Source organism: Burkholderia seminalis DSM 23518 (genome assembly GCF_902832885.1).
In the GTDB taxonomy this organism is placed as follows: domain Bacteria; phylum Pseudomonadota; class Gammaproteobacteria; order Burkholderiales; family Burkholderiaceae; genus Burkholderia; species Burkholderia seminalis.
Map to the genome: position 1 here is coordinate 545,265 of NZ_CADFDK010000002.1, position 19,390 is coordinate 564,654.

At 68.5% G+C, this 19,390-nt stretch carries 20 protein-coding genes and 1 pseudogene; 7 read left to right on the forward strand and 14 right to left on the reverse strand.

What is annotated here, in order from left to right; all coding sequences use genetic code 11:
• Window positions 1-79: 79 nt before the first annotated feature.
• Genes HWX00_RS08950 through HWX00_RS08980 form a run of 7 tightly spaced genes read right to left on the reverse strand, consistent with a single transcriptional unit; the run spans window position 80 to window position 6,886 of the window.
• Window positions 80-1,126 carry an ABC transporter substrate-binding protein gene (locus HWX00_RS08950; protein ID WP_069704520.1) on the reverse strand — a complete coding sequence of 349 codons (1,047 nt, stop codon included), beginning with the start codon at window positions 1,124-1,126 and terminating at the stop codon, window positions 80-82.
• Window positions 1,123-2,274 carry an NAD(P)/FAD-dependent oxidoreductase gene (locus tag HWX00_RS08955; protein WP_124608052.1) on the reverse strand — a complete coding sequence of 384 codons (1,152 nt, stop codon included), beginning with the start codon at window positions 2,272-2,274 and terminating at the stop codon, window positions 1,123-1,125. Before HWX00_RS08955 ends, HWX00_RS08950 begins: the two co-directional genes overlap by 4 nt.
• Complete coding sequence (locus HWX00_RS08960) at window positions 2,267-3,706, reverse strand: FAD/NAD(P)-dependent oxidoreductase (protein ID WP_175028471.1); 1,440 nt, start codon at window positions 3,704-3,706, stop codon at window positions 2,267-2,269. Before HWX00_RS08960 ends, HWX00_RS08955 begins: the two co-directional genes overlap by 8 nt.
• On the reverse strand, window positions 3,703-4,035 hold the full coding sequence (locus tag HWX00_RS08965) for a (2Fe-2S)-binding protein (protein ID WP_059559588.1): 333 nt from the start codon (window positions 4,033-4,035) through the stop codon (window positions 3,703-3,705). Before HWX00_RS08965 ends, HWX00_RS08960 begins: the two co-directional genes overlap by 4 nt.
• On the reverse strand, window positions 4,035-4,829 hold the full coding sequence (locus tag HWX00_RS08970; RefSeq protein ID WP_034188296.1) for an ABC transporter permease: 795 nt from the start codon (window positions 4,827-4,829) through the stop codon (window positions 4,035-4,037). The genes HWX00_RS08965 and HWX00_RS08970 overlap by 1 nt, the downstream gene beginning before the upstream one ends.
• Window positions 4,826-5,803: an ABC transporter permease gene (locus HWX00_RS08975; protein WP_175028470.1), complete on the reverse strand. Its 978-nt coding sequence runs from the start codon at window positions 5,801-5,803 to the stop codon at window positions 4,826-4,828. Before HWX00_RS08975 ends, HWX00_RS08970 begins: the two co-directional genes overlap by 4 nt.
• A complete protein-coding gene (locus tag HWX00_RS08980) occupies window positions 5,804-6,886 on the reverse strand; it encodes an ABC transporter ATP-binding protein (protein WP_175028469.1) in 1,083 nt (360 codons plus the stop codon).
• 294 nt (window positions 6,887-7,180) lie between these two features.
• Here HWX00_RS08980 and HWX00_RS08985 point away from each other — a divergent pair, with 294 nt between their 5' ends.
• The gene (locus HWX00_RS08985) at window positions 7,181-8,068 is read left to right on the forward strand and encodes an IclR family transcriptional regulator (RefSeq protein ID WP_034188293.1); all 888 of its coding nucleotides are present in this window, start codon (window positions 7,181-7,183) and stop codon (window positions 8,066-8,068) included.
• Between the two features lie 269 nt (window positions 8,069-8,337).
• Here HWX00_RS08985 and HWX00_RS08990 read toward each other — a convergent pair whose 3' ends face one another.
• Complete coding sequence (locus HWX00_RS08990) at window positions 8,338-9,423, reverse strand: DUF1176 domain-containing protein (RefSeq protein WP_175028468.1); 1,086 nt, start codon at window positions 9,421-9,423, stop codon at window positions 8,338-8,340.
• A 237-nt stretch (window positions 9,424-9,660) separates the two neighbouring features.
• Here HWX00_RS08990 and HWX00_RS08995 point away from each other — a divergent pair, with 237 nt between their 5' ends.
• The 3 genes from HWX00_RS08995 (at window position 9,661) to HWX00_RS09005 (ending at window position 12,017) form a co-directional block, all read left to right on the forward strand.
• Window positions 9,661-10,407 carry a glucose 1-dehydrogenase gene (locus HWX00_RS08995; protein ID WP_034188291.1) on the forward strand — a complete coding sequence of 249 codons (747 nt, stop codon included), beginning with the start codon at window positions 9,661-9,663 and terminating at the stop codon, window positions 10,405-10,407.
• A 151-nt stretch (window positions 10,408-10,558) separates the two neighbouring features.
• The gene (locus HWX00_RS09000; protein ID WP_049030899.1) at window positions 10,559-11,413 is read left to right on the forward strand and encodes a DJ-1/PfpI family protein; all 855 of its coding nucleotides are present in this window, start codon (window positions 10,559-10,561) and stop codon (window positions 11,411-11,413) included.
• 121 nt (window positions 11,414-11,534) lie between these two features.
• Window positions 11,535-12,017 (forward strand): YybH family protein, encoded by a 483-nt coding sequence (locus HWX00_RS09005; RefSeq protein WP_034188289.1) that lies wholly within the window; start codon window positions 11,535-11,537, stop codon window positions 12,015-12,017.
• 93 nt (window positions 12,018-12,110) lie between these two features.
• Here the strand turns inward: HWX00_RS09005 and HWX00_RS09010 are convergent, their stop codons facing one another.
• Window positions 12,111-13,058: a GlxA family transcriptional regulator gene (locus HWX00_RS09010; RefSeq protein WP_034188288.1), complete on the reverse strand. Its 948-nt coding sequence runs from the start codon at window positions 13,056-13,058 to the stop codon at window positions 12,111-12,113.
• 205 nt (window positions 13,059-13,263) lie between these two features.
• Complete coding sequence (locus HWX00_RS09015; protein ID WP_069704598.1) at window positions 13,264-13,785, reverse strand: GNAT family N-acetyltransferase; 522 nt, start codon at window positions 13,783-13,785, stop codon at window positions 13,264-13,266.
• Between the two features lie 315 nt (window positions 13,786-14,100).
• On the opposite strand from HWX00_RS09015, the gene HWX00_RS09020 reads away from it, so the two are divergent.
• A complete protein-coding gene (locus HWX00_RS09020) occupies window positions 14,101-14,484 on the forward strand; it encodes a hypothetical protein (RefSeq protein WP_034188287.1) in 384 nt (127 codons plus the stop codon).
• A gap of 106 nt (window positions 14,485-14,590) precedes the next feature.
• Here the strand turns inward: HWX00_RS09020 and HWX00_RS09025 are convergent, their stop codons facing one another.
• From HWX00_RS09025 to HWX00_RS09035, 3 genes are read right to left on the reverse strand one after another with little or no spacing between them, the layout of a single operon-like run.
• Window positions 14,591-15,436: an MBL fold metallo-hydrolase gene (locus HWX00_RS09025; protein ID WP_175028467.1), complete on the reverse strand. Its 846-nt coding sequence runs from the start codon at window positions 15,434-15,436 to the stop codon at window positions 14,591-14,593.
• 18 nt (window positions 15,437-15,454) lie between these two features.
• Window positions 15,455-15,781, reverse strand: coding sequence for a hypothetical protein (locus tag HWX00_RS09030; RefSeq protein WP_124670866.1), 327 nt, complete (start codon window positions 15,779-15,781; stop codon window positions 15,455-15,457).
• Window positions 15,769-16,305 (reverse strand): sugar ABC transporter, encoded by a 537-nt coding sequence (locus tag HWX00_RS09035; protein WP_124670879.1) that lies wholly within the window; start codon window positions 16,303-16,305, stop codon window positions 15,769-15,771. Before HWX00_RS09035 ends, HWX00_RS09030 begins: the two co-directional genes overlap by 13 nt.
• Window positions 16,306-16,471: 166 nt before the next feature.
• Here HWX00_RS09035 and HWX00_RS09040 point away from each other — a divergent pair, with 166 nt between their 5' ends.
• Window positions 16,472-17,362, forward strand: coding sequence for a LysR substrate-binding domain-containing protein (locus HWX00_RS09040; protein ID WP_175028466.1), 891 nt, complete (start codon window positions 16,472-16,474; stop codon window positions 17,360-17,362).
• A 172-nt stretch (window positions 17,363-17,534) separates the two neighbouring features.
• Here HWX00_RS09040 and HWX00_RS09045 read toward each other — a convergent pair.
• A pseudogene (locus HWX00_RS09045) lies at window positions 17,535-18,400 on the reverse strand (helix-turn-helix transcriptional regulator).
• A gap of 95 nt (window positions 18,401-18,495) precedes the next feature.
• Here HWX00_RS09045 and HWX00_RS09050 point away from each other — a divergent pair.
• A complete protein-coding gene (locus tag HWX00_RS09050) occupies window positions 18,496-19,389 on the forward strand; it encodes an SDR family oxidoreductase (RefSeq protein ID WP_175028465.1) in 894 nt (297 codons plus the stop codon).
• Window position 19,390 lies beyond the last annotated feature (1 nt).

Sequence of the window (19,390 nt, forward strand, 5' to 3'; positions counted from 1 at the left end):
GCAGAAAAAGGGGAGTGTCATCACTCCCGCAAATGATGGTCGCGGCGCGCGGTCCCGTGCCGCCGCGCGCCGCGGCCGGTTACCGCTCGATCTGCCGGTTCCAGCGCGTATCCCACTGCGCGCGGCGCGCGTTGATCGCGGCCCAGTCGACCACCGTCACCTTGCGCACGAGATCGTCGACGTTGCCGAGGCTCTGCTGCATCGCGGCAGGCATCTTCGCGAGGCGGTTGGTCGGGATCTGCTTGCCGGCCTCGGCCGCCTTCGTCTGCGCGGGCGCGGACAGCAGGAACTGCGCGAGCTTCTGCGCGAGCTGCGGATCGGGGTTGTTCGCGACCACGCACAGGTCGACGAGCAGCAACACGGGGCCTTCCTTCGGGTTCGCGTACGCGACGGGAATGCCCTTGTCCTGCAGATCGCCGACGCCGGTCGGCGTGAGCGGGAACAAGCCGGCTTCGCCGGTCTGCACCATCTCGGAGATCTTCGCCGAGTTCGGGATGTACTCGACGACGTTCGGCCCGACCGTGCTCGCCCACTTGCTGAAGCCGGGCTCGACATTCTGCTCGTTGCCGCCCAGCAGCCGGTTGATCGCGAGGAAGCCGTGCAGCCCGAACGTGCTGCTCGACGCCGACTGGAACACGACCTTGCCCTTGTATTTCGGGTCGGCGAAGTCCAGCCACGACGTCGGAGGCGCCCAGCCTTTCTCCGTGAACAGTTTCCGGTTGTACGCGATGCCGGTCATCCCGAGCTGCACGCCCGCGCCGACGTCGTCCTTCATCCGCGCGAACGGATACAGCTCCTTCAGCACCGGCGAATCGTCGAGCTTCTGGCACACGCCGAGGCTGACCGCGCGCGCCATCACGCCGTCGTCGAGGAACGCGACGTGGATCTGCGGCTTGTTGCGGTTCGCGAGCAACTTCGCGAGCACGTCCGACGACGTGCCGGGCACGACGACCACCTTTACGTTGTTCGCTTTCTCGAAGTCGGGCAGCACCTGGCTCGTATAGGCCTTCTCCATCGGCCCGCCGTTCATGCCGACGTAGATCGTCTTCGTTTGCGCGAACGCGGGCGCGCCGGCGCCCGCGAGGCAGAGGGCGGCGGCCGCCGCGATCGTTCCGAGCAGTTTCATTTGTGGGTCTCCTCTTGACGGAAAGGGGCGGTCGGCGCGGTTTGCGGTGCGAAGCGGCCGATCGAGAATGCATCGAGTGGCGTGGCGGTTTCGCCGGTCGTGACGAGGTCGGCGAGCACGTCGCCGACGCCCGGCGCGAGCAGGAAGCCGCCGCCGGAAAAGCCGAACGCATGCAGCAGGCGCGGCGTCGTGCGGCTCGCGCCGATGATCGGGTTGTGGTCGGGCGTGCAGCCTTCAACGCCGCTCCAGGTGCGGATCAGCAGCGCATCGCGCAGCGCGGGCAGCAGCGCGCACGCGTCGCGCATCACGGCGCGCGTCGTATCGACCGACGGCTGGCCGAATTCGCCGTCGCCGCGGCCGCGTCCGCCACCGATCACGCAGTTGCCGCGCGCGACCTGCCGCGCGTACACGCCGCCGCCGTATACGCCGAGGTTGTGCGTGATGAACGGCGGCAGCGGTTCGGTCACCCACATGTTCGGGTAGATCGGCTCCATCGGCACGGCTTCGCCGAAGCGTTCGGCGATCGTGTTCGCCCACGCGCCGGCCGAGTTGATCAGCCACGTCGCGGTGCATGCGCGGCCGCCGGCCTGAAAGTGAAAGCGCGCGCCGTCGTGGTGCACGTCGTCGACGGGCGTGTGCTCGAACACGTCCGCGCCCGCCGCGCGGGCCGCGCGCGCGAACGCGGGCGACACGAGGCGCGGGTTCGCATGGCCGTCGGTTTCGCACAGCGAGCCGCCGAGCGCCGCGCGGCCGAGCCACGGGTAGCGGCGGCGGAATGCGTCGCCGCGCATCACCTGCAGCGGCAAGCCGTGTTCGCCGGCGAGCGCGGCGTACGCGTCGAGCGCGTCGAGATCGGCGTCGCTGCGCGCGAGCCGCAGATGGCCCGACACGACGAATTCGCCGTCGATGCCGATCAGTTCGGGCAGGCGGTCCCAGATGCGCCGCGCACGCAGCGCGAGCGGCAGTTGCTCGGCCGGCCGGCCCTGGCAGCGCACGCCGCCGTAGTTCACGCCGCTCGCCTGCGCGCCGCAATCGCGCCGTTCGAACAGCCCGGTGCGCAAGCCGCGGCGCGTCAGCGCGAGGGCGGCCGACGCGCCGACGAGGCCGCCGCCGACGATCGCGACGTCGTAATGCGGGCGCTCACTCATCGCGCGCCTCGTCGGGAATCGCCGCGACATCGTCGCCCGTGAGCGCGGCCGAGATCGGGAACGGCTTCACGGGCGGTTGCGCACGCAACCGACCGACGTCGGCGAGCGGGCGCGCGGTTGCGGCGGCCAGCACGAGCGCGGCGGCGTCGCCGCACATGCGGCCCTGGCAGCGGCCCATGCCGACGCGCGTCAGCGCCTTCAGCCGGTTCAGCTCGGTCGCCGCGCCGTCGCGGACGCAGCGCCGCAGCGTGCCGGCGTCGATCTCCTCGCAGCGGCACACGATCGTGTCGTCGGGGCAGTGCGCGGCCAGCTCGACCGGCGGCGCGAACGCCGTGTCGAGGCCCGCGCGGAATGCGCCGATGCGTGCGAGCGTGCGTTCGAGCGTTGCCGCGTCGGGTTTGCCGGATAACGACGGCGACGCGATGCCGGCGTCGTCGAGCAACGCGAGCGCCGCTCGCCGGCCCGATGCTTCGGCCGCGTCGGCACCCGCGATGCCCGCGCCGTCGCCGGCGACGTACAGGCCGCGCACCGACGTGCGGCCGGCCGCGTCGCGCTCGGGCAGCCACGCACGATTGAGTGGGTCGAACCCGAACCGGCAGCCGGCGAGATCGGCGAGCTGCGTTTCGGACCGCAGGCCGAAGCCGAGGCCGAGCGCGTCGCAGTCGAGCCGGCGCGGCGGGACGCCGTCGCCGTCACCGGCGGCGCGCCACGCCAGTCCCGTCACATGCCGGTCGCCGAGCACGCGCTCGAGCGTGACGCCCGTTTCGATCGCGACGCCCCGCGCGCGCAGCCAGCCGATGTAATAGAGCCCCTTCGCGAAGGTCGACGGCACGCGCAGCAGCGCGGGCGCGGCGGCGGCCTGACGGCGCAGCGGGCTCGTGTCGAGCACGGCCGCGACCTGCGCGCCGGCCTTCGCATACTGATAGGCGACGAGGTAAAGCAGCGGGCCCGTGCCCGCGAACACGATGCGCCGGCCGATCGCGCAGCCCTGCGCCTTCAGCGCCACCTGTGCGCCGCCGAGCGTATACACGCCCGCGAGCGTCCAGCCCGGCACGGGCAGCAGGCGGTCGGTCGCGCCGCTCGCGACGATCAGGTGCGAGTACGGCACCGTCACTTCGCGGCCGTCCTGCAGCGTGTCGACGCGGCCCGCGCCGCACGACCACGCGAGCGTATTCGGCCGGTAGTCGACCTGCGGCAGCAGCGCGGCCATCGTCCGGTGCGCGGCGTCGGCCTTGGTCGCCTCGAAACCGTACAGCGCGCGCTTGCCGCGCGTGAATGCGCCGCCGGCCGGCGGTTGCCGGTAGATCTGCCCGCCCCAGCGCGCGTTTTCGTCGATCACGACGGGGCGCAGCCCCGCGTCGACCAGCGCTTCGGCCGCGCGCACGCCGGCCGGCCCGGCGCCGACGATCACCGGTTGCAGCCCGGCGCTCACGATGCGTCTCCACTCGCGGGCCCGGCGGCCGTGACAATCCGCATGCCGTCGGCGATCGGCGTCGAGCATGCGCGCACGCGCGCGCCGGCTTCGGTGCGCACCCAGCAGTCCTGGCACGCGCCGATCAGGCAGAAGCCCGCGCGCGGCTGGCCGCTGAATTCGCTCACGCGCACGCGGCGCTGCGCGACGAGGATCGCGGTGAGCACGGTATCGCCGGCGAGCGCCTGCGCGGGGCGGCCGTCGAGCGTGAACGCGACGGCGGCGCGCTCGCGTTCGGCGATGCGAACGAACTGTGCGCCGTCGGTGGAACGGGAAACGGAAGTCGTCATCAGTGTTGGCCGATCAGGATGCGGTTCAGGCCGTACACGCGATCGAGCAGCAGCATCGCGCCGGCGGTGATGAAGATGACGAGCGCCGACACCGACGCCATCATCGGGTCGATCGATTCGGTCGCGTACATGTACATGCGCACGGGCAGCGTGACCGTCTGCGGCGACGTGACGAAGATCGACATCGTCAGTTCGTCGAAGCTGTTGATGAACGCGAGCAGCCAGCCGCCCGTGATGCCGGGCACGATCATCGGCAGCGTGATGCGCCGGAAGGTCGTCCACGGGTCCGCGCCGAGCGAGCACGCGGCCTGCTCGATGCTGCGGTCGAGGCCCGCGACGGACGCGAGCACGAGCCGCATCACGAACGGCGTGATGACGATCATGTGCGCGAGCACGAGCCAGGCGAACGAGCCGGTCGCGCCGATCAACGCGAAGAAACGCAGCAGCGCGATGCCGAGCACGAGACCGGGAATCACGAGCGGCGACAGCAGCAGCCCGTTCAGGAACGCGCGGCCGGGAAACGCCGCGCGGCCGATGGCGAGGCCCGCCGGCAGCGCGATCGCGAGCGACAGCGTGGCCGACGCGAACGCGAGCTTCACGCTGTTGAGGAACGCGGTGACGAAGTCGGGATAGTCGAGGATCGCGCGGAACCAGCGCAGCGACAGCCCGCGGGTCGGCAGCGTCAGCGTTTCGTCGGGCGTGAACGCGACGAGCACGACGATCACGAGCGGCGCGAGCACGAACAGGATCACGAGCGTGTGGAAGGCGAGGGCAACGGGGCCGTTCTTTCTCATCGCGATGCGCCTCCGAGGCTGCGCGCGTAGCGGCGTTCGAGCGCGCGGTAGTAGGTGAGCATCACGACGAGGTTCGCCACCAGCAGCAGCACCGCGATCGTCGCGCCGAGCGGCCAGTTCAGCGAGCCGAGGAATTCGTCGTAGACGGCCGTGGCCGCGACCTTCAGCCGGCGTCCGCCGAGCAGGCCGGGGATCGCGAACGCGCTCGCCGACAGCCCGAACACCATCAGGCTGCCCGACAGCACGCCCGGCATCAGTTGCGGCAGCACGATGCGGCGCAGCGTCGTGAACGGCGATGCGCCGAGCGACAGCGCCGCGTGCTCGGTCTGCGGATCGAGCCGCTGCAGCGCGGTCCATACGGGAATCACCATGAACGGCAGCATCACGTGCACCAGCGCGATCACGATCGCGAAGGTCGTGTATTCGAGCTTGTACGGCCCGAGGCCGGCGAGCCCGAGCGCCTGGTTCACGAGCCCGCTCGTGTTCAGCAGCATGCTCCAGCCGAACGCGCGCACGACCACCGACACCAGCAGCGGCGCGAGGATCGCGAGCAGGAACAGCGAGCGCCACGGGTCGCGCATTTTCGACAGCACGTATGCTTCCGGCGTGCCGATCGCGACGCAGATCGCGGTCGTCAGCGCGGCGATGCCGAACGTGCGCGCGAAGATCGTGTGGAAGTACGACGAGCCGAGCACGTCCGCGTAGTTGCCGAACTGGAGCGCGGCGATCGGGCCGGTGGCCGGGTCGAAGCGGTAGAAGGTCAGTACGAACGTCATCGCGAGCGGCACGAGCACGAGCGCGGCGAACAGCACGAACGCGGGCGCGCACATCAGCCACAGCGGCGCATGTGCGCGCCAGGTCGCGCGCATCGCGTGCGCGGCGGCGGCGCGTGCCGGTACGGCGTCGGCGGAAACCGCGGCCGCGAGCGCGGACGGCGCGCCGTCGGTCGGGAGCGGGCGGACAGGCTGTCCCATTCAGGCCTCCCGGCGCATCACGCGCACCGCGTCGCTGTGCCAGTCGATCCCGACCGGCGCGCCTTCCGAAAGCGGCTCCGCGCCTTCGTTCTGGCAGCACACGAGCACTTCGCCGAGCGCGCTGTCGACGCGGTACAGCCACTGGCTGCCGAGGAAGAAGCGGCTCGTGACGGTCGCGGCGAAGCGGCCCGCATCGGGCGCGCACAGCCGCAGCTTCTCGGGACGGATGCAGACCGACACCGCATCGCCGACGCGCATGTCGCGCTCGCGCGGCGGCAGGTGCGCGGTGCGGCCCGTCTCGGCGAGGTCGTGCCCGAGGTCGATGCGCATGGCGTCGCCGTCGTGCGCGACGATCGTGCCGGGCAGCAGGTTCGCCTTGCCGATGAACTGCGACACGAAGCGGTTTTCCGGGCGCTCGTACGCGCGGTACGGCGTATCGGTCTGCGTGATGCGGCCGGATTCCATCACGACCACGCGATCGCTGATCGACAGCGCTTCCGACTGATCGTGCGTGACCATGATCGTCGTCGTGCCGATCTTGCGCTGGATCGCGCGCAGCTCGAACTGCATGTCCTCGCGCAGCTTCGCGTCGAGGTTCGACATCGGTTCGTCGAGCAGCAGCACCGGCGGCTCGATCACGACCGCGCGCGCGATCGCGACGCGTTGCCGCTGGCCGCCCGACAGCTCGCGCGGGAAGCGGTGCGCGAGCGTGTCGAGACGCACGAGCGCGAGCGCCGCACGGATGCGTTCGGCGCGCTCGGCCTTGTCGACGCCGCGCATGTCGAGGCCGAAGCCGACGTTCTCCGCGACGCTCATGTGCGGAAACAGCGCATAACTCTGGAACACGATGCCGAGCCCGCGCCGGTTCGGCTTCAGGTGCGTGATGTCCTGCCCGTCGAGTGCGATGCGGCCGCGCGTGACGTCGACGAAGCCCGCGATCATCTGCAGCGTGGTGGTCTTGCCGCAGCCGGACGGGCCGAGCAGCGACACGAACTCGCCTTGTTCGACCGACAGGTTGACGTCGGCGACGGCGGTGAGTTCGCCGAAGGTTTTCGTCAGGTCCGTAAGCGTGAGAAACGACATGGGAAGCTCCGGGTTCGCACACCGCGTGGCCGGTGTACCGATGTCGCGGACTCTAGCCAGCCATATTTCGGCGCGTCAATTTCGAATTCTGCTGAACGGGAGGAATTTCGGAAAAATTCCGATGAGTGGAACGGATGGCGAAATCGCGTGCGAATCGTTCCGTTGGGTGACGTGTGGCCGAGCCACGAAACGCGCGCGTCAATCCCGTGCACACCCGGATGCCCGTGGAATTTCGGCGGGACGACAATGACGGCTACCGTATTCCGTTCAGTGAAATCATCGAGGAGAGCCGGCATGCAGGAACCCCATTCGACCGGAACGTCGCCGGCCGCACGCGCGCCGCGCCCGGACGTGGACACCGCCGATGCGGCCGGCGCGCCGGGCACCGGCATGCTGCAGCGCGCGTTCGCGATCCTGCGCGCGCTGGCCGGCATGCAGCAGGATGGCGTGCGCGTCACGCATCTGGCGAAGGCCGTCGGGCTCACGCAGGGCACCGCGCACCGGATCCTGCAATCGCTGATCGCCGAAGGGATGGTCGAACAGGACGAGCAGTCGAAGCTGTACCGGCTGAGCGTCGACTTCTTCGCGCTCGCCGCGCAGGCCGGCAACCCGAGCAGCATGCGCACGCTGTGCCGTCCCGCGCTGCTGAGGCTGTGCGCGAGCCTCGGCGAGACCATCTTCCTGCTCGTGAAGAGCGGCTTCGACGCCGTGTGTCTCGACCTGTGCGAAGGGCCGTTTCCGATCCGCTCGTTTACCGGCGACATCGGCGGACGCATCGCGCTCGGCGTCGGGCAGGGCAGCCTCGCGATCCTCGCGTTCCTGCCCGAAGCCGAACGCGAGGAAGTGATCCGCTTCAACGTGCCGCGCATTCGCGGCTACGGCGTGCTCGACGAGGTGTACCTGCGCACCGAGATCGAACGCGTGCGGCAACTCGGCTACGCGGGCCGCAACAGCGGCGTGCTCGACGGGATGGCTGGCGTCGCGGTGCCGATCCTCGATCGCACCGGTTATCCGGTCGGCGCGTTGAGCGTCGGCACGCTCGCGTCGCGCCTCGGCGACGACCGCATGCCGATGGTCGTCGAACTGCTGCGGCGCCAGGCCGACGCGATCGGCCCGCGTACCAATCCGTTCGACGCCGCGTTGCGGCGGCCGATGCACGGGCTGTCGGGGAAAACCGTCTAACGCACGTCGCGCGTCGCCGTTTCGTCGGCTTGCCGACGCGCGCCATTCACGTCCGATCAAAGCGTGTGTTGTCCAGCGGGCCGGTGCCGCGCACGCGCAGTCGACGGTGACGCTGTACGGGTTCGTCGACGATTGTCCTCGTCGACCTGTTCCGGCCGCGCATGATGCCGATGAACATGCCTGTCTATCGCGTGACGTGTTCCGCGAACGCGGCCGACGTATGCACGACGATGGTCGGCGGCCGCGCGTCGTCGCGGGCGAGCGTGGCGTTACTTCCTTCGCGACCGATAGAGCGTGGGCCAGTCGCCGGGCGCGACACCGCCGCACGTCTCCTGCCGGGCCGCGGACGACATGCGAAAGGCCTGGCCATCCCAGATCCATTCGGCCCGAAACCCGCAATCGGTCAGCCCGCGTCCTTTGCCGAAAGTCGACAGGGTGCCGGTAGCGGGATCGAAGTTCGGTTCGAACAGCAAGGCGTCCGACACGCCGCCCTCGGCATCGCTCAGCTTGACGGGCTCCGGCGCGCCGCCACCGGTGCGCGGGGCGATGAACACGTCCGACGATCCCTGGTACGCGCCTTGAATGCAGGGAAGAAAAACCAGCGCCGTTTTGGCGTCGAGCGCATACGCCGCCTCTTCGAGATACTTCGACGCATTCTCTTCGCACCTGCTGGCATCCCGGACACGTTTCGTGCGCGCGATCAAGCTCTTTTCCTCCTGCGCGGACAGCTGCGCGGCGATCTTCCGCGCCGGCACGACCGGCAGCGGCGGCGCGGGCGGGACCTGCGACGCGAGCGCCGCGCCTTTGCGGATCAATGCGGTCGCGCCGCCGGCGCGCCCCTGCCGATCATCGATGCGCAAGAGGGCGGCGACCATGCCGTCGAGCGGAATGTAGGTGCTGGCATCCGATCCGAGCGCGAGCTTCGCGCCGTTGCGAAGCCGGGAGACGAACGCGGCGACGGCGGCCGGCCGTGTGGTCGACAGGGTTGCGATGTTGTTGGTGTGGTCGACCTTGATGTGCCAGGCCGACTCGTCCAGCCGCAGCGGCGCGCCGTCAATCCGCAGATCGCCGAGATCGTCACGGGTGTCGGTGGCCACGCTCACCCGCGCTTCGAGCGCGCCGTTCGGTCCGGCCGCGCGAATGAAGCGCAAGTCCGCACCGGTTTCGCCGCCGCTCGCGAAACTCTTCGCCTCGCAGGTCAGGCCGTTGTCGCAGGCGACCAACCACGACTTGTAGGTGTCGTAGCTCGGCGCGCCGACTTCCCGGGGCGGCGTTGCGCCGGCGGCGAGCGGGGCGCCGGCGATCGTGAAAAGGGCAATGACCACGGCGCGTGCGTTGAGGGATCGAGTGCTCATGTCTTTCCGCTGAGTCGAGGATGAAGCGCATCGTAGCGCAACCGAGGCGCCGGAAATGAAAAATCCCGATCCGTCGCCCGTTCCGATCGAGTGGCGTTTTTCGAGGGTTATACGACCTTTGCGCCATTGGCGTCGCGTTCCATACTGCAGTGGAAGGTCAAGCCGGGAACCGCGCACGAACGCGAACGCGTTTCGCGCTTTCGGCCCGATCAATCACGACATGAAAAGGAACGGAAGATGAGGCTCAAGAACAAGACGGCGTTGATCACGGGCGGAACCAGCGGCATCGGTCTCGCCACCGCGAAGCTGTTCGTTGCGCAAGGCGCCCGCGTGGCGGTGACCGGCCGCGACGATAGCGTGTTTGAACGCGTGAAGGCCGAGCTCGGCGAGCAGGCGATCGTCCTCAAGGGCGACGTCCGTTCGCTCGACGACATGCGGGCGATCGCCGCCGACGTCAAGGAAAGGTTCGGCGGCCTGGATATCGTGTTCGCCAATGCCGGCTGGGCGTTTCCGTCCGCGGTCAACGACATCGACGACACGCTCTACGACCAGATCATGGACATCAACGTCAAGGGCGTGGTGTTCACGCTTCAGGCGGTGCTGCCGCACTTGCGGGAAGGATCGTCCGTCATCCTCAATACTTCGTTCGTCGCGCAGACCGGCAAGCATGGCATCTCGTTGACCGCGGCCGCGAAGGCCGCCGTGCGCTCGCTTGCCCGCAGCTGGTCCTACGAGTTTCTCGACCGGAAGATCCGCTTCAACGCGATCGCGCCCGGTGCGATCGACACGCCGCTGCTCTCCAAATGGGGCATGCCCGACGAATGGGTGCGCGACCGCAAGGCCGAGTTCGCCGAAGCGATTCCGGTCGGCCGCATGGGCAAGGCCGAGGACATCGCCTACGCGGCGCTCTATCTGGCCAGCGACGAATCGTCCTACGTCGTCGGCACCGAACTGGTCGTCGATGGCGGTGCGTCGCAGCTTTAAGGCCGCGGCGCGCGATGCCGGAGCCCGACACGTCATCGCGGCGCATTCACCACCCGATCTCACGCCCGCCACGTCTTGCGTCGTGGCGGTTGTTCAATCCGGCCCGTCCTGGGTGCGCTCGCAGGGGGCCGCAGTGCAAGGAGAAATCATCTTGACCGACAGTAGCGATAACGAGGCGTCCGTCAATCAACTCACGCGTGCCGGCCGTTCGCGCCGCGATGCGCTCAGGCTGGGTGGCGCCGCCGCGCTCGGCGCCGCGCTGGGCGGCGGGGCGTTGTTCGGACACGCCACGCCCGCGCTCGCGCAGGCCGGTGGCGACGGCGTACTCGCGCAGAACGAGCCGCTCAATATCCTGATCGTCAATTACGACGGAGGGACGCTTCTCGATTTCGCGGGCCCGAGCGAGATTTTCCACCGGCTGCCGAATACGAACGTGCGCTACGCGAGCCTCGACGGCGGCAACGTGACGCTCGAATTCGGCGTCGTGTACGGCAATACCGAGCGGCTGGCCGATATCGAGAAGACCGACGTGATTCTGGTTCCCGGCGGGTCCGATTTGAGCGCGCCGATGCGCCCGGCGTACCAGGCGCAGATCCGGCGTCTGGCGCAAGGCGCGAAACACGTGACGTCGGTCTGCAACGGATCGCTCGTGCTTGCCGCGACGGGCGTGCTCAACGGCAAGCGCAGCGCGTGTCATTGGGCGTTCGTCAACAAGCTGGCCGAGTACGGCGCCATTCCCGTTCCCGAGCGCTTCGTCGAAGACGACGACGGCCGCTTCATGAGCGGCGGCGGCGTGACGGCGGGCATCGACTTCGCGCTGCGCGTGGCCGCGAAGCTGCGCGGCCAACGGGCCGCCGAATTCACGCAGCTCGTGATCGAATACGATCCCGCTCCGCCGTTCCATTCTGGTCATCCGAGGGACGCGCGACCGGAAGTGATCGCGATGGTCGACAAGGAACTGCCCGGCGCATCCAGGGGGCTCGCGCGCATCCCCGGCGTTCGTTGAACGCCTCGGCCCATGTTTGCGATGCCATTCGCCGGCGTCAATGAAGGCGCAGGCGACGCTGGCTGCGCCACCGCCCAATCGGGCAACCGCTTCAATTCAAGCCCAAACCGGAAATCACTCGATGCAACGAATTCGTTTTTGTACAGCCGCGCTTGCAGCGTGCGTATCCCTTTTCGCATTCACGGCGCCGGCTGTTGCCGGCGGTTCGCAACGTCTGCCCGAAGCGGCCATCAAGGCCGAAAACGCGCGCTGGGCCGATGCCTTCGCGCGAGGGGACTATGAAGCGATCGGCCGCCTCTATACCGACGACGGCGCGCTCCTGCCGCCCGGCGGCGACAAGGTCACGGGGCGCCGCGCGATCGTCGAATATTTCTTGAACGGGTATGCCGGATCGAAACCCGGCACCGTCTCGTTCAGCAACTACGAGTTTTACGGTAGCGATCGGGCCGTGACGGAAGTGTCGGATGCGGAGGTGCGCGACCACGACGGCAAGCTCAAGATCCGCGCGAAGCAGACGCTCGTCTTTCTGAAGCAGGGCGGCGCGTGGAAGCTGCATCGCGACATGTGGAGCGATTACGCGCCCGTCAAGACCGACGGCCATTGAAGGTCCGGCGACAGGGCGCGTCGCGTACCGATGCGCCACCAGCCGGTTGAAGTGACGTCGAACCCGTAGCGCGCTGAGCGGCCAGGCGGTCGATCAGCGTGCTGCGTTCGACCGGCTCTCGCGTCGAATCGCTTGCGGCGGGTGCCCATGCAGTTTGATGAAGGCTCGCCGCATCCGTTCGGGATCGGTGAATCCCACCGCCAGCGCAATCTGTTCGATCGGTTCGCTGCCTCCCTGCAGGCGCAGCCGCGCGGCTTCGACGCGCAAGCGCTCGACCGCCTTCGCGGGCGTTTCGCCGGTTTCCCGGCGAAAGGCGCGGCCGAACTGCCGCAAGCTCAATCGCGCGGCCTCGGCCAGCCGTTCGACAGGCAATGCTTCCGCCAGATGTTCCCGCGCGAAATTCAGTGCGATGCGGATGCGATCCGATTCCGGTTCCATCTGCGACATCGCGGAGAACTGGGATTGCCCGCCGGGTCGTCGATACGGAACGACCAGCAGCCTGGAGACCGCGCGTGCAATCTCCGCACCCATGTCCTTTTCAATGATGCCGAGCGCCAGGTCGATGCCGGAGGCGATGCCCGCCGACGTCCAGACGCGGCCGTCCACGACATAGATGCTGTCGCCGTCGACCTTGATGCGAGGGAAGCGCGACTGCATCAGCGCGGCGTATCGCCAGTGCGTCGCGGCCCTCAAGCCGTCCAGCGAGCCGGTTTCCGCGAGCAGAAACGCGCCCGTGCACACGCTGGCGACCCGCGGTGTCCTGGCGGCCAGTTTTCTGGCGGCGGCGATATTGTCCGATGTCTGCATCGGCGCGATGTCGCCGCCCACGAACACGACGGTGTCGAACGTGCGCCTGCCGATCGGTTTCGTGTCGATCGCAAGGCCCGTATTGCCGGGAATCGGGCCGCCCGATGGCGAGATCACATGAAGGTCGTACGGCGTATGGCCGGCCGCCGTGGCCACCTGATTGAAGGCCGACAACGGGCCGCCAAGGTCGAGTGCATCGTAGCCACGGCAAATGAAGAATCCAATTCGATGCATGACAGCGCGGAAACTCGGAAACGCGGAGAGGCGTATTTTACCGAGAACCCTCAAATCGTGCCGTTCGGCCCGAAACGAGGGAAATACGTCGTTGACAGCGCCATCGATGGCCGCGCGGCCGGCAAGGTGCGACGAAACGTTTGCGCGAAACGCGAAGCGCCCCGCCGTTTGCGGGCGGGGCGCGGTTGTCATGCGAGGGCGCAGGTCAGCGGCGGTAGATGTATTCGAGGTCGGTCGATTCACCGACCTGGAAATGGTACGTGCCGACTTGCCGGAAACCCGCCTTCTCGTAGAACGCGATGGCCTTCGCGTTGCCGGACCACACGCCCAGCCATACCGGGCCGGGCCGCGTCTCGGCGAGATAGTGCAGCGCGGCGTCGAACAGCGCGCGTCCGGCGCCGGTGCCCTGGATACCGCGGCGAAGGTAGATTTGATGTATCTCGCCCGAACCGTCCGCGACTTCCGGATGCGGGAGTTTGCACGGCCCCGCATGTGCGTAGCCGACCAGCGTGCCGTCGTCGTTTTCGGCCACCCACGTGCGGCATTGCGGGTCGACGAGTTGCGCGCTGATCGTTTCGACCGAGTAGCTGCGCGCCTCGTACGCGGCAAGGTCGTCCGGCGGATAATCGATGCCGAAACCGTCCTGCAGAAAGGTTTCGCGAAACGTCTCGCGCTTCAGGTCGGCAAGCGCGGCTGCATCGGCCAGTGTCGCAACGCGGATCAACATCGGAAGTTTCTCGCTTCGGTGGTCGGGCGGACAGTGTATCGCGAGCGGCATCGGGCCCGCGTTGTTGACGACGACGTCGATGCGGCCATGCTCGGCGAGCGATTCTCCGACGATGCGGCGGCGGGATTCGGTGTCGGGTACGAAAACCGTCCCGGTCCAGGCGCGAGTACGCGCGCCGGTTCAACACGCCGCCGACGCGCGGCGCGGCAACGCGAAAGACGCTGGCGCGTGCCCGAGCGGCGCGGCAAACATGCCGATGGTTGACCGCCGACGGACATGCTAGGATTTCCGTCAAACAACTTCGGAGACGCTGCGATGCCGTTCATCTGCGAAAACGTTGAATGTCGTGCCGTGCTGGCGCGCGGGCAGGTCAAGGCCCGTCAGGAGGACGCGGGGTGGTGTTTCTACTGCCCGGACTGCAAGGCCAGGAACGAGTTGATGGATATCGGCACGGTGGTGGGCCACGCCGAGCTGGTTCAGCCTGAGCGGGCGAGCCCGCCGCACAAGGTCGTCGCGACGGCCCGGCCGCTGGACGACGGCACGTATGCGGCGCAATTGAGCGTCCAGCGCGCGCTCGCGGTGAAGGGCACATTCGCGGCCGAAGAGCACTGGGATCAGCTCGGCGTGTTCGGCGACCCGCAGGAAGCCGTCGCGCATGCGCAGTCGTTCGCGGCGGATCTGTTGCAACGCGCGGCTTAGTGTACGGCCGCGCGCCGAATGGCGCGGCACCGCGCCACGCGCGGATCGCGGCGGGCGTCATGACCGCGGATCCGCGCGCCGGATGTGACCGTCTCCGTTCGTGATCTCACGCATCGGTCTCGTCAAGCAGGCCGTATCCCTCTTTCGTTCGCGTGACGCGTGCGAACCCCGCTTCTCCCAAATGCATGCCGGCGATCAGCAACCCCTCCGCGCTGACCCGGTCCAGCAGCCGCGATCGTGTGGTGGCGGCCTCGGTCGCGTCCTGATCGAAGGCGATCGACACGTCGGGCCGCCTGATCTGGATGTGCGGGAAATGCACGATATCCCCCCACACGAGCAGGCCCCGATCGCCGGATTCGACGACGTATCCCGTGTGCCCGTCCGTATGCCCCGGTAGCGGCATCGCGCGGATGCCGGGCAGCACTTCGCCTTCATCGAACATACGCAGCCTGTCGCGATAGCCGTCGAATACCTGACGCGCGATCAGGAAGTTGCCGCGGGCCCGCTCGCTGGCACGGCTCAGATTGGCGTCGTCCTGCCAGAAGCCGACTTCGCGCCGATGTACAACCAGCTCCGCCTGCGGGAAGGTCACGTGGCCGGCGGCATTCATCAGTCCGCCGACATGGTCGGGATGCGCGTGCGTGAGCAGGATCGTGTCGATCACGGCCGGGTCGATGCCGGCCAGCAACAGGTTGGGAATCAGGCGACCGCCCCATTGCCGGATGCCGCCGGCCCCGGCGTCGACGAGGATCGTGCGGCCCGCGCCGCGTATCACGTAGCAGTTGATGTGAATGGCGGACGGTTCCTGCTGCCCGGCGTCGCGCTGCATCCGGGACGCCTCGGCCGTGTCGATATTCGACAGGAAATCGAGGCTGGCGGTCAGGTAGCCGTCGCTGATCGCCGTGACCGTGAAGTCGCCGACTTGTTGAAAGGGAAAGGTAACGGTGGACACAAGGCTGCTCCAGGCAAGCTAGTTTCGTGCATGAATATTCGGTGCGGCATGGCCGAAACAGCGGATGCGCGCCGACAGGCCGGTACGGCGAACGATCGCGTGATCGAGCGCTTCCATGAACCGGTTCATGATCGCGGGTTGGCGAAACGCGTCGACGCGATACTGGATTTCCGCGTATGCGGGATGCCCGTATCCGTGCCGAACCGCGATGAAGATCACGTGAACGTTTTCGAGTTTCGCGTGGAGAACATCCGTGCAAAGCGCGACGCAGTCGCTGGACAGCGCGGCGAGGTCATCGTCGGACGGCAGGCGTTCCGCCTGAATATGGAGCGTCACGTTCGGCATGGTTCGCCTGCGTGGGTCAGCTGCGCGGTGATCGGTGCGTAAAGATGAAGGCCGGCCGCGGCGTACCCGGCCGGCGCGGCGTCGCGCCGCGGCACGACGGCGAGCCAGCGGCGCGCCGGACACTGCTCCAGCGCGACGGCCTGCATGGCCAGCGGCGCCAGTCCCATGCGGATCAGCGGCTCGGGGCCGCGCTCGCCCAGCACGAGCAGCTCGTCGGCGGCGACGGCGGGTGCGACACCGATATCGCTGTACAGATTGCGGTGCCAGTCGGTGATGTGCTGCTGCCATCGCGCGAAATTGCCGCCGCCTTTCCGGCGATATTCGTCCCCGGTCAGCACGTCGAGACCGTCGATCGTGTGGACGGCCAGGTAGACGGGGCAACCGTCGCCGATCGCCTTGAAGCGCTGCGACGAGTGAAACCCCGTCACCGAGATGAGGGCCGGCAGCTTTTCGAGGCTGTAAAAGTCGTTCCATTCGGCTTCGCTGTCGCGATCGGCGAAGCTGCATTCCACGGTGTAGATCATCGGATCGTCCTTCGTCACGGAGGGGGTATCGTGCGGTGAACACGCGGTGTTCAGTGCGGTGACGTAATGCTAAGCTGATGTTTGCGCGGTAAATAACGACAAAAAATCAGCCTTCAGTGATGTTTGCTCAAGCTGGCATCGAATCCCTCCCATCGGCGAGATCCCCATGCGACGCAAGATTCCCAGCAATTCCGCGCTCCTGGCTTTCGAGGCGGCGGCCCGGCACGGGAGCTTCGCCCGCGCGGCCGACGAGCTGGCCCGCACCGAAGGCGCGATCAGCCGCCAGATCGGCCGGCTGGAGGCGTTTCTGGGCGTGACGTTGTTCGAGCGCGTGGGAAACCGGGTGAAGCTGGCGCCGAACGGCACGCGATACGCGGCGCAGGTGCGCGAGATCCTGGACCGGCTGGAACGGGACAGCCTGTATCTGATGGGGCAGCCCGTCGAGGGCGCGAGTATCGATGTCGCCGCGATCCCGACCTTCGCCACGCGCTGGCTGATTCCCCGGCTGAAGCGGTTTCAGGAGCGGCACCCGAACATCACCGTGCATATCGCCGAGCGGATGGACCCGTTCCTGCTCGCGGGCAGCGGTTTCGACGCCGCCATTCATTTCGCGCATCCGGCATGGGCCGGCATGCATCTGCATCCTCTGCTGGAGGAAGTGCTGGTACCGGTCTGCAGCCCGGCGCTCCTGAAGGGCGCGGGAAAGCGCGCGTCGCTGGATGCGCTGCCGCGCCTTCACCGGCGGCAGAATCCCGATGCCTGGCAGACGTATGCGGAAGCGTCCGGCATCGCGCTGAGCAATTCGGCGATCGGCCCGCGGTACGATCTCCATTCGATGCTGATCGAGGCGGCGCTGGCCGGCCTGGGGGTGGCCTTGGTGCCGCGCCTTTACATCGCGGCGGAGCTCGAGCAGGGCCGCCTGGTCGCGCCCTGGCCCGACGGGCAGGCGGTGACCAAGACCTTCTGTCTCGTGCTGCCGGAGCCGCTCGAATTGAGCGAGGGGCCGGTACGGGCGTTCGCGGCATGGATGCTGGAAGAGGCCGGCGGCGCGCGTTGAAGCCGCGCGTCGCGCGTGCGTCCGTGCATGTCGCGTCGTTTTCGTGATCGAACGTCGAGCGGCATCCGGTGCGATCCGCGGGAGGAGAAAATCAAATATTCGTCCGGGAATCAGTGCGGATCGCGGTGATTCGACGCGGACTGAAGAGGAGGCGGCTGCTTGCTGCTTGCCGTCATGCCGCGGACACCGGCAACGCGCGCGCCCGTTCGCGGGCCTCGACGAGTGCCCGGATGCGCGCGCGGTCGGCCGGCGTCGCCGGCGTGAAGATCACGAGACTCAGGTCGGGGCGGCCGGTCACCGAGAACGCCGAATATTCGAGCGCGATCCGGCCGGCCTGCGGGTGGCGGATCTCCTTCGTGCTTTCGTCGTGCGTATGGATATCGTGGTCGCGCCACATCGCGTCGAATTCGGCGCTCGTCGCGCGCATCTCGTCGACGAACACCTGCACGGCCTGCGTCGCACCGCTGCGCGCGACGTCCGCGCGAAACGCGCCGACCGCGAACCGCGCGACGCGCTCCCAGTTCGGCTGGGCGTGGCGTACGCCCGCGTCGACGAAGATCAGCCGCAGGATGTTGCGCGCGGCGGGCGGCAGCGTCGCGTAGTCGGTCAGCGTCGCGGCCGCCGCGTCGTTCCACGCGACGACGTCCCACGTCGCCGAGCGCACGATCGCGGGGCTCGCGTCGAGCGAATCGAGCACGTGCTGCAGGCGCGGCGTCATGCTGGCCGGCGCGTGATAACGCACTTCGGGCGGATGGCCGACGCCGATCAGGAACAGGTGCTCGCGTTCGGCTTCGTTCAGCATCAGCGCGCGGGCGAGCCGGTCGAGCACGTCGGCCGACGGCGCGCCGCCGCGCCGCCGCGCCCCTGTTCGAGCCACGTGTACCACGCGGCGCTCACGTGCGCGCGCTGCGCGACTTCCTCGCGCCGCAGCCCCGGCGTGCGGCGGCGCGTGGCCGGCAGCCCGAGCGCGGCCGGGTCTAGTTTCTCGCGGCGGTCCCGCAGGTACGCGCCGAGCAGGTTGTCGGGGGCGTCAGCCATATCCTGTTAGTTCGTTTACCGGTAAACCGTCACGACTTCACCGTGTGCGGCGTTCGACAGATAGTAAGCCTCCATTCCATCCGGAGGTGCTGAACATGCGTGTCTTTGTTACTGGAGCGTCGGGGTTCGTCGGCTCGGCCGTCGTCGCCGAACTGGTTGCCGCCGGGCATTCGGTGCTCGGCCTCGCGCGGTCCGATGCGGCGGCCGCGGCGGTGGCGGCCGCGGGCGCCGACGTGCATCGCGGGTCGCTCGAGGATCTCGACAGCCTGACGCGCGGCGCCGAACGCGCCGACGCGGTGATCCACACGGGATTCAATCACGACTTCTCGCGCTTCGCACAGAACTGCGAACTCGATCGCCGCGCGATCGAGACGATCGGCGCGGTGCTCGCGGGCTCGACGCGGCCGCTGGTCGTCACGTCGGGGCTCGCGCTCGTCGCGCCCGGCCGCGCGGCGACCGAGGACGATCCGCACGTGCCGGTGTCGGCGACCTATCCGCGTGCGTCCGAAGCGACCGCGGTCGCGCTGGAGGCGCGCGGCGTGCATGCGTCGGTCGTGCGCCTGCCGCCGTCCGTGCACGGCGACGGCGATCACGCGTTCGTGCCGCGCCTGATCGCGTTTGCGCGGGAGAAGGGCGCGTCGGCGTTCATCGGCGACGGCGCGAACCGCTGGCCGGCCGTGCACCGGCTCGACGCGGCGCGCGTGTACCGGCTCGCGGTCGAACGCGGCGCGGCCGGCGCGCGTTATCACGCGGTCGACGATACGGGCGTGCCGTTCCGGGCAATCGCCGAGGTAATCGGCCGCCGGCTGAACGTGCCGGTCGTCGCGAAGTCGCCGGCCGAGGCCGCCGAGCACTTCGGCTGGTTCGCGATGTTTGCCGGAATGGATGCGCCGGCAACCAGCGAGCGCACGCGCGCATCGCTCGACTGGGTACCCGCGCAGCCGGGGCTGCTGGCCGATATCGACCGGCCGCGGTATTTCGAAAGCTGAT

Coding starts and splice junctions, on each gene's coding strand:
- HWX00_RS08970 (WP_034188296.1), bottom strand. CDS start 4,829: ATGAGAAAGAACGGCCCCGTTGCCCTCGCCTTCCACACGCTCGTGATC.
- HWX00_RS08975 (WP_175028470.1), bottom strand. CDS start 5,803: ATGGGACAGCCTGTCCGCCCGCTCCCGACCGACGGCGCGCCGTCCGCG.
- HWX00_RS08995 (WP_034188291.1), top strand. CDS start 9,661: ATGAGGCTCAAGAACAAGACGGCGTTGATCACGGGCGGAACCAGCGGC.
- HWX00_RS08990 (WP_175028468.1), bottom strand. CDS start 9,423: ATGAGCACTCGATCCCTCAACGCACGCGCCGTGGTCATTGCCCTTTTC.
- HWX00_RS08965 (WP_059559588.1), bottom strand. CDS start 4,035: ATGACGACTTCCGTTTCCCGTTCCACCGACGGCGCACAGTTCGTTCGC.
- HWX00_RS08950 (WP_069704520.1), bottom strand. CDS start 1,126: ATGAAACTGCTCGGAACGATCGCGGCGGCCGCCGCCCTCTGCCTCGCG.
- HWX00_RS09020 (WP_034188287.1), top strand. CDS start 14,101: ATGCCGTTCATCTGCGAAAACGTTGAATGTCGTGCCGTGCTGGCGCGC.
- HWX00_RS09005 (WP_034188289.1), top strand. CDS start 11,535: ATGCAACGAATTCGTTTTTGTACAGCCGCGCTTGCAGCGTGCGTATCC.
- HWX00_RS09015 (WP_069704598.1), bottom strand. CDS start 13,785: ATGTTGATCCGCGTTGCGACACTGGCCGATGCAGCCGCGCTTGCCGAC.
- HWX00_RS09010 (WP_034188288.1), bottom strand. CDS start 13,058: ATGCATCGAATTGGATTCTTCATTTGCCGTGGCTACGATGCACTCGAC.
- HWX00_RS08985 (WP_034188293.1), top strand. CDS start 7,181: ATGCAGGAACCCCATTCGACCGGAACGTCGCCGGCCGCACGCGCGCCG.
- HWX00_RS09050 (WP_175028465.1), top strand. CDS start 18,496: ATGCGTGTCTTTGTTACTGGAGCGTCGGGGTTCGTCGGCTCGGCCGTC.
- HWX00_RS09040 (WP_175028466.1), top strand. CDS start 16,472: ATGCGACGCAAGATTCCCAGCAATTCCGCGCTCCTGGCTTTCGAGGCG.
- HWX00_RS08980 (WP_175028469.1), bottom strand. CDS start 6,886: ATGTCGTTTCTCACGCTTACGGACCTGACGAAAACCTTCGGCGAACTC.
- HWX00_RS08955 (WP_124608052.1), bottom strand. CDS start 2,274: ATGAGTGAGCGCCCGCATTACGACGTCGCGATCGTCGGCGGCGGCCTC.
- HWX00_RS09035 (WP_124670879.1), bottom strand. CDS start 16,305: ATGATCTACACCGTGGAATGCAGCTTCGCCGATCGCGACAGCGAAGCC.
- HWX00_RS09030 (WP_124670866.1), bottom strand. CDS start 15,781: ATGCCGAACGTGACGCTCCATATTCAGGCGGAACGCCTGCCGTCCGAC.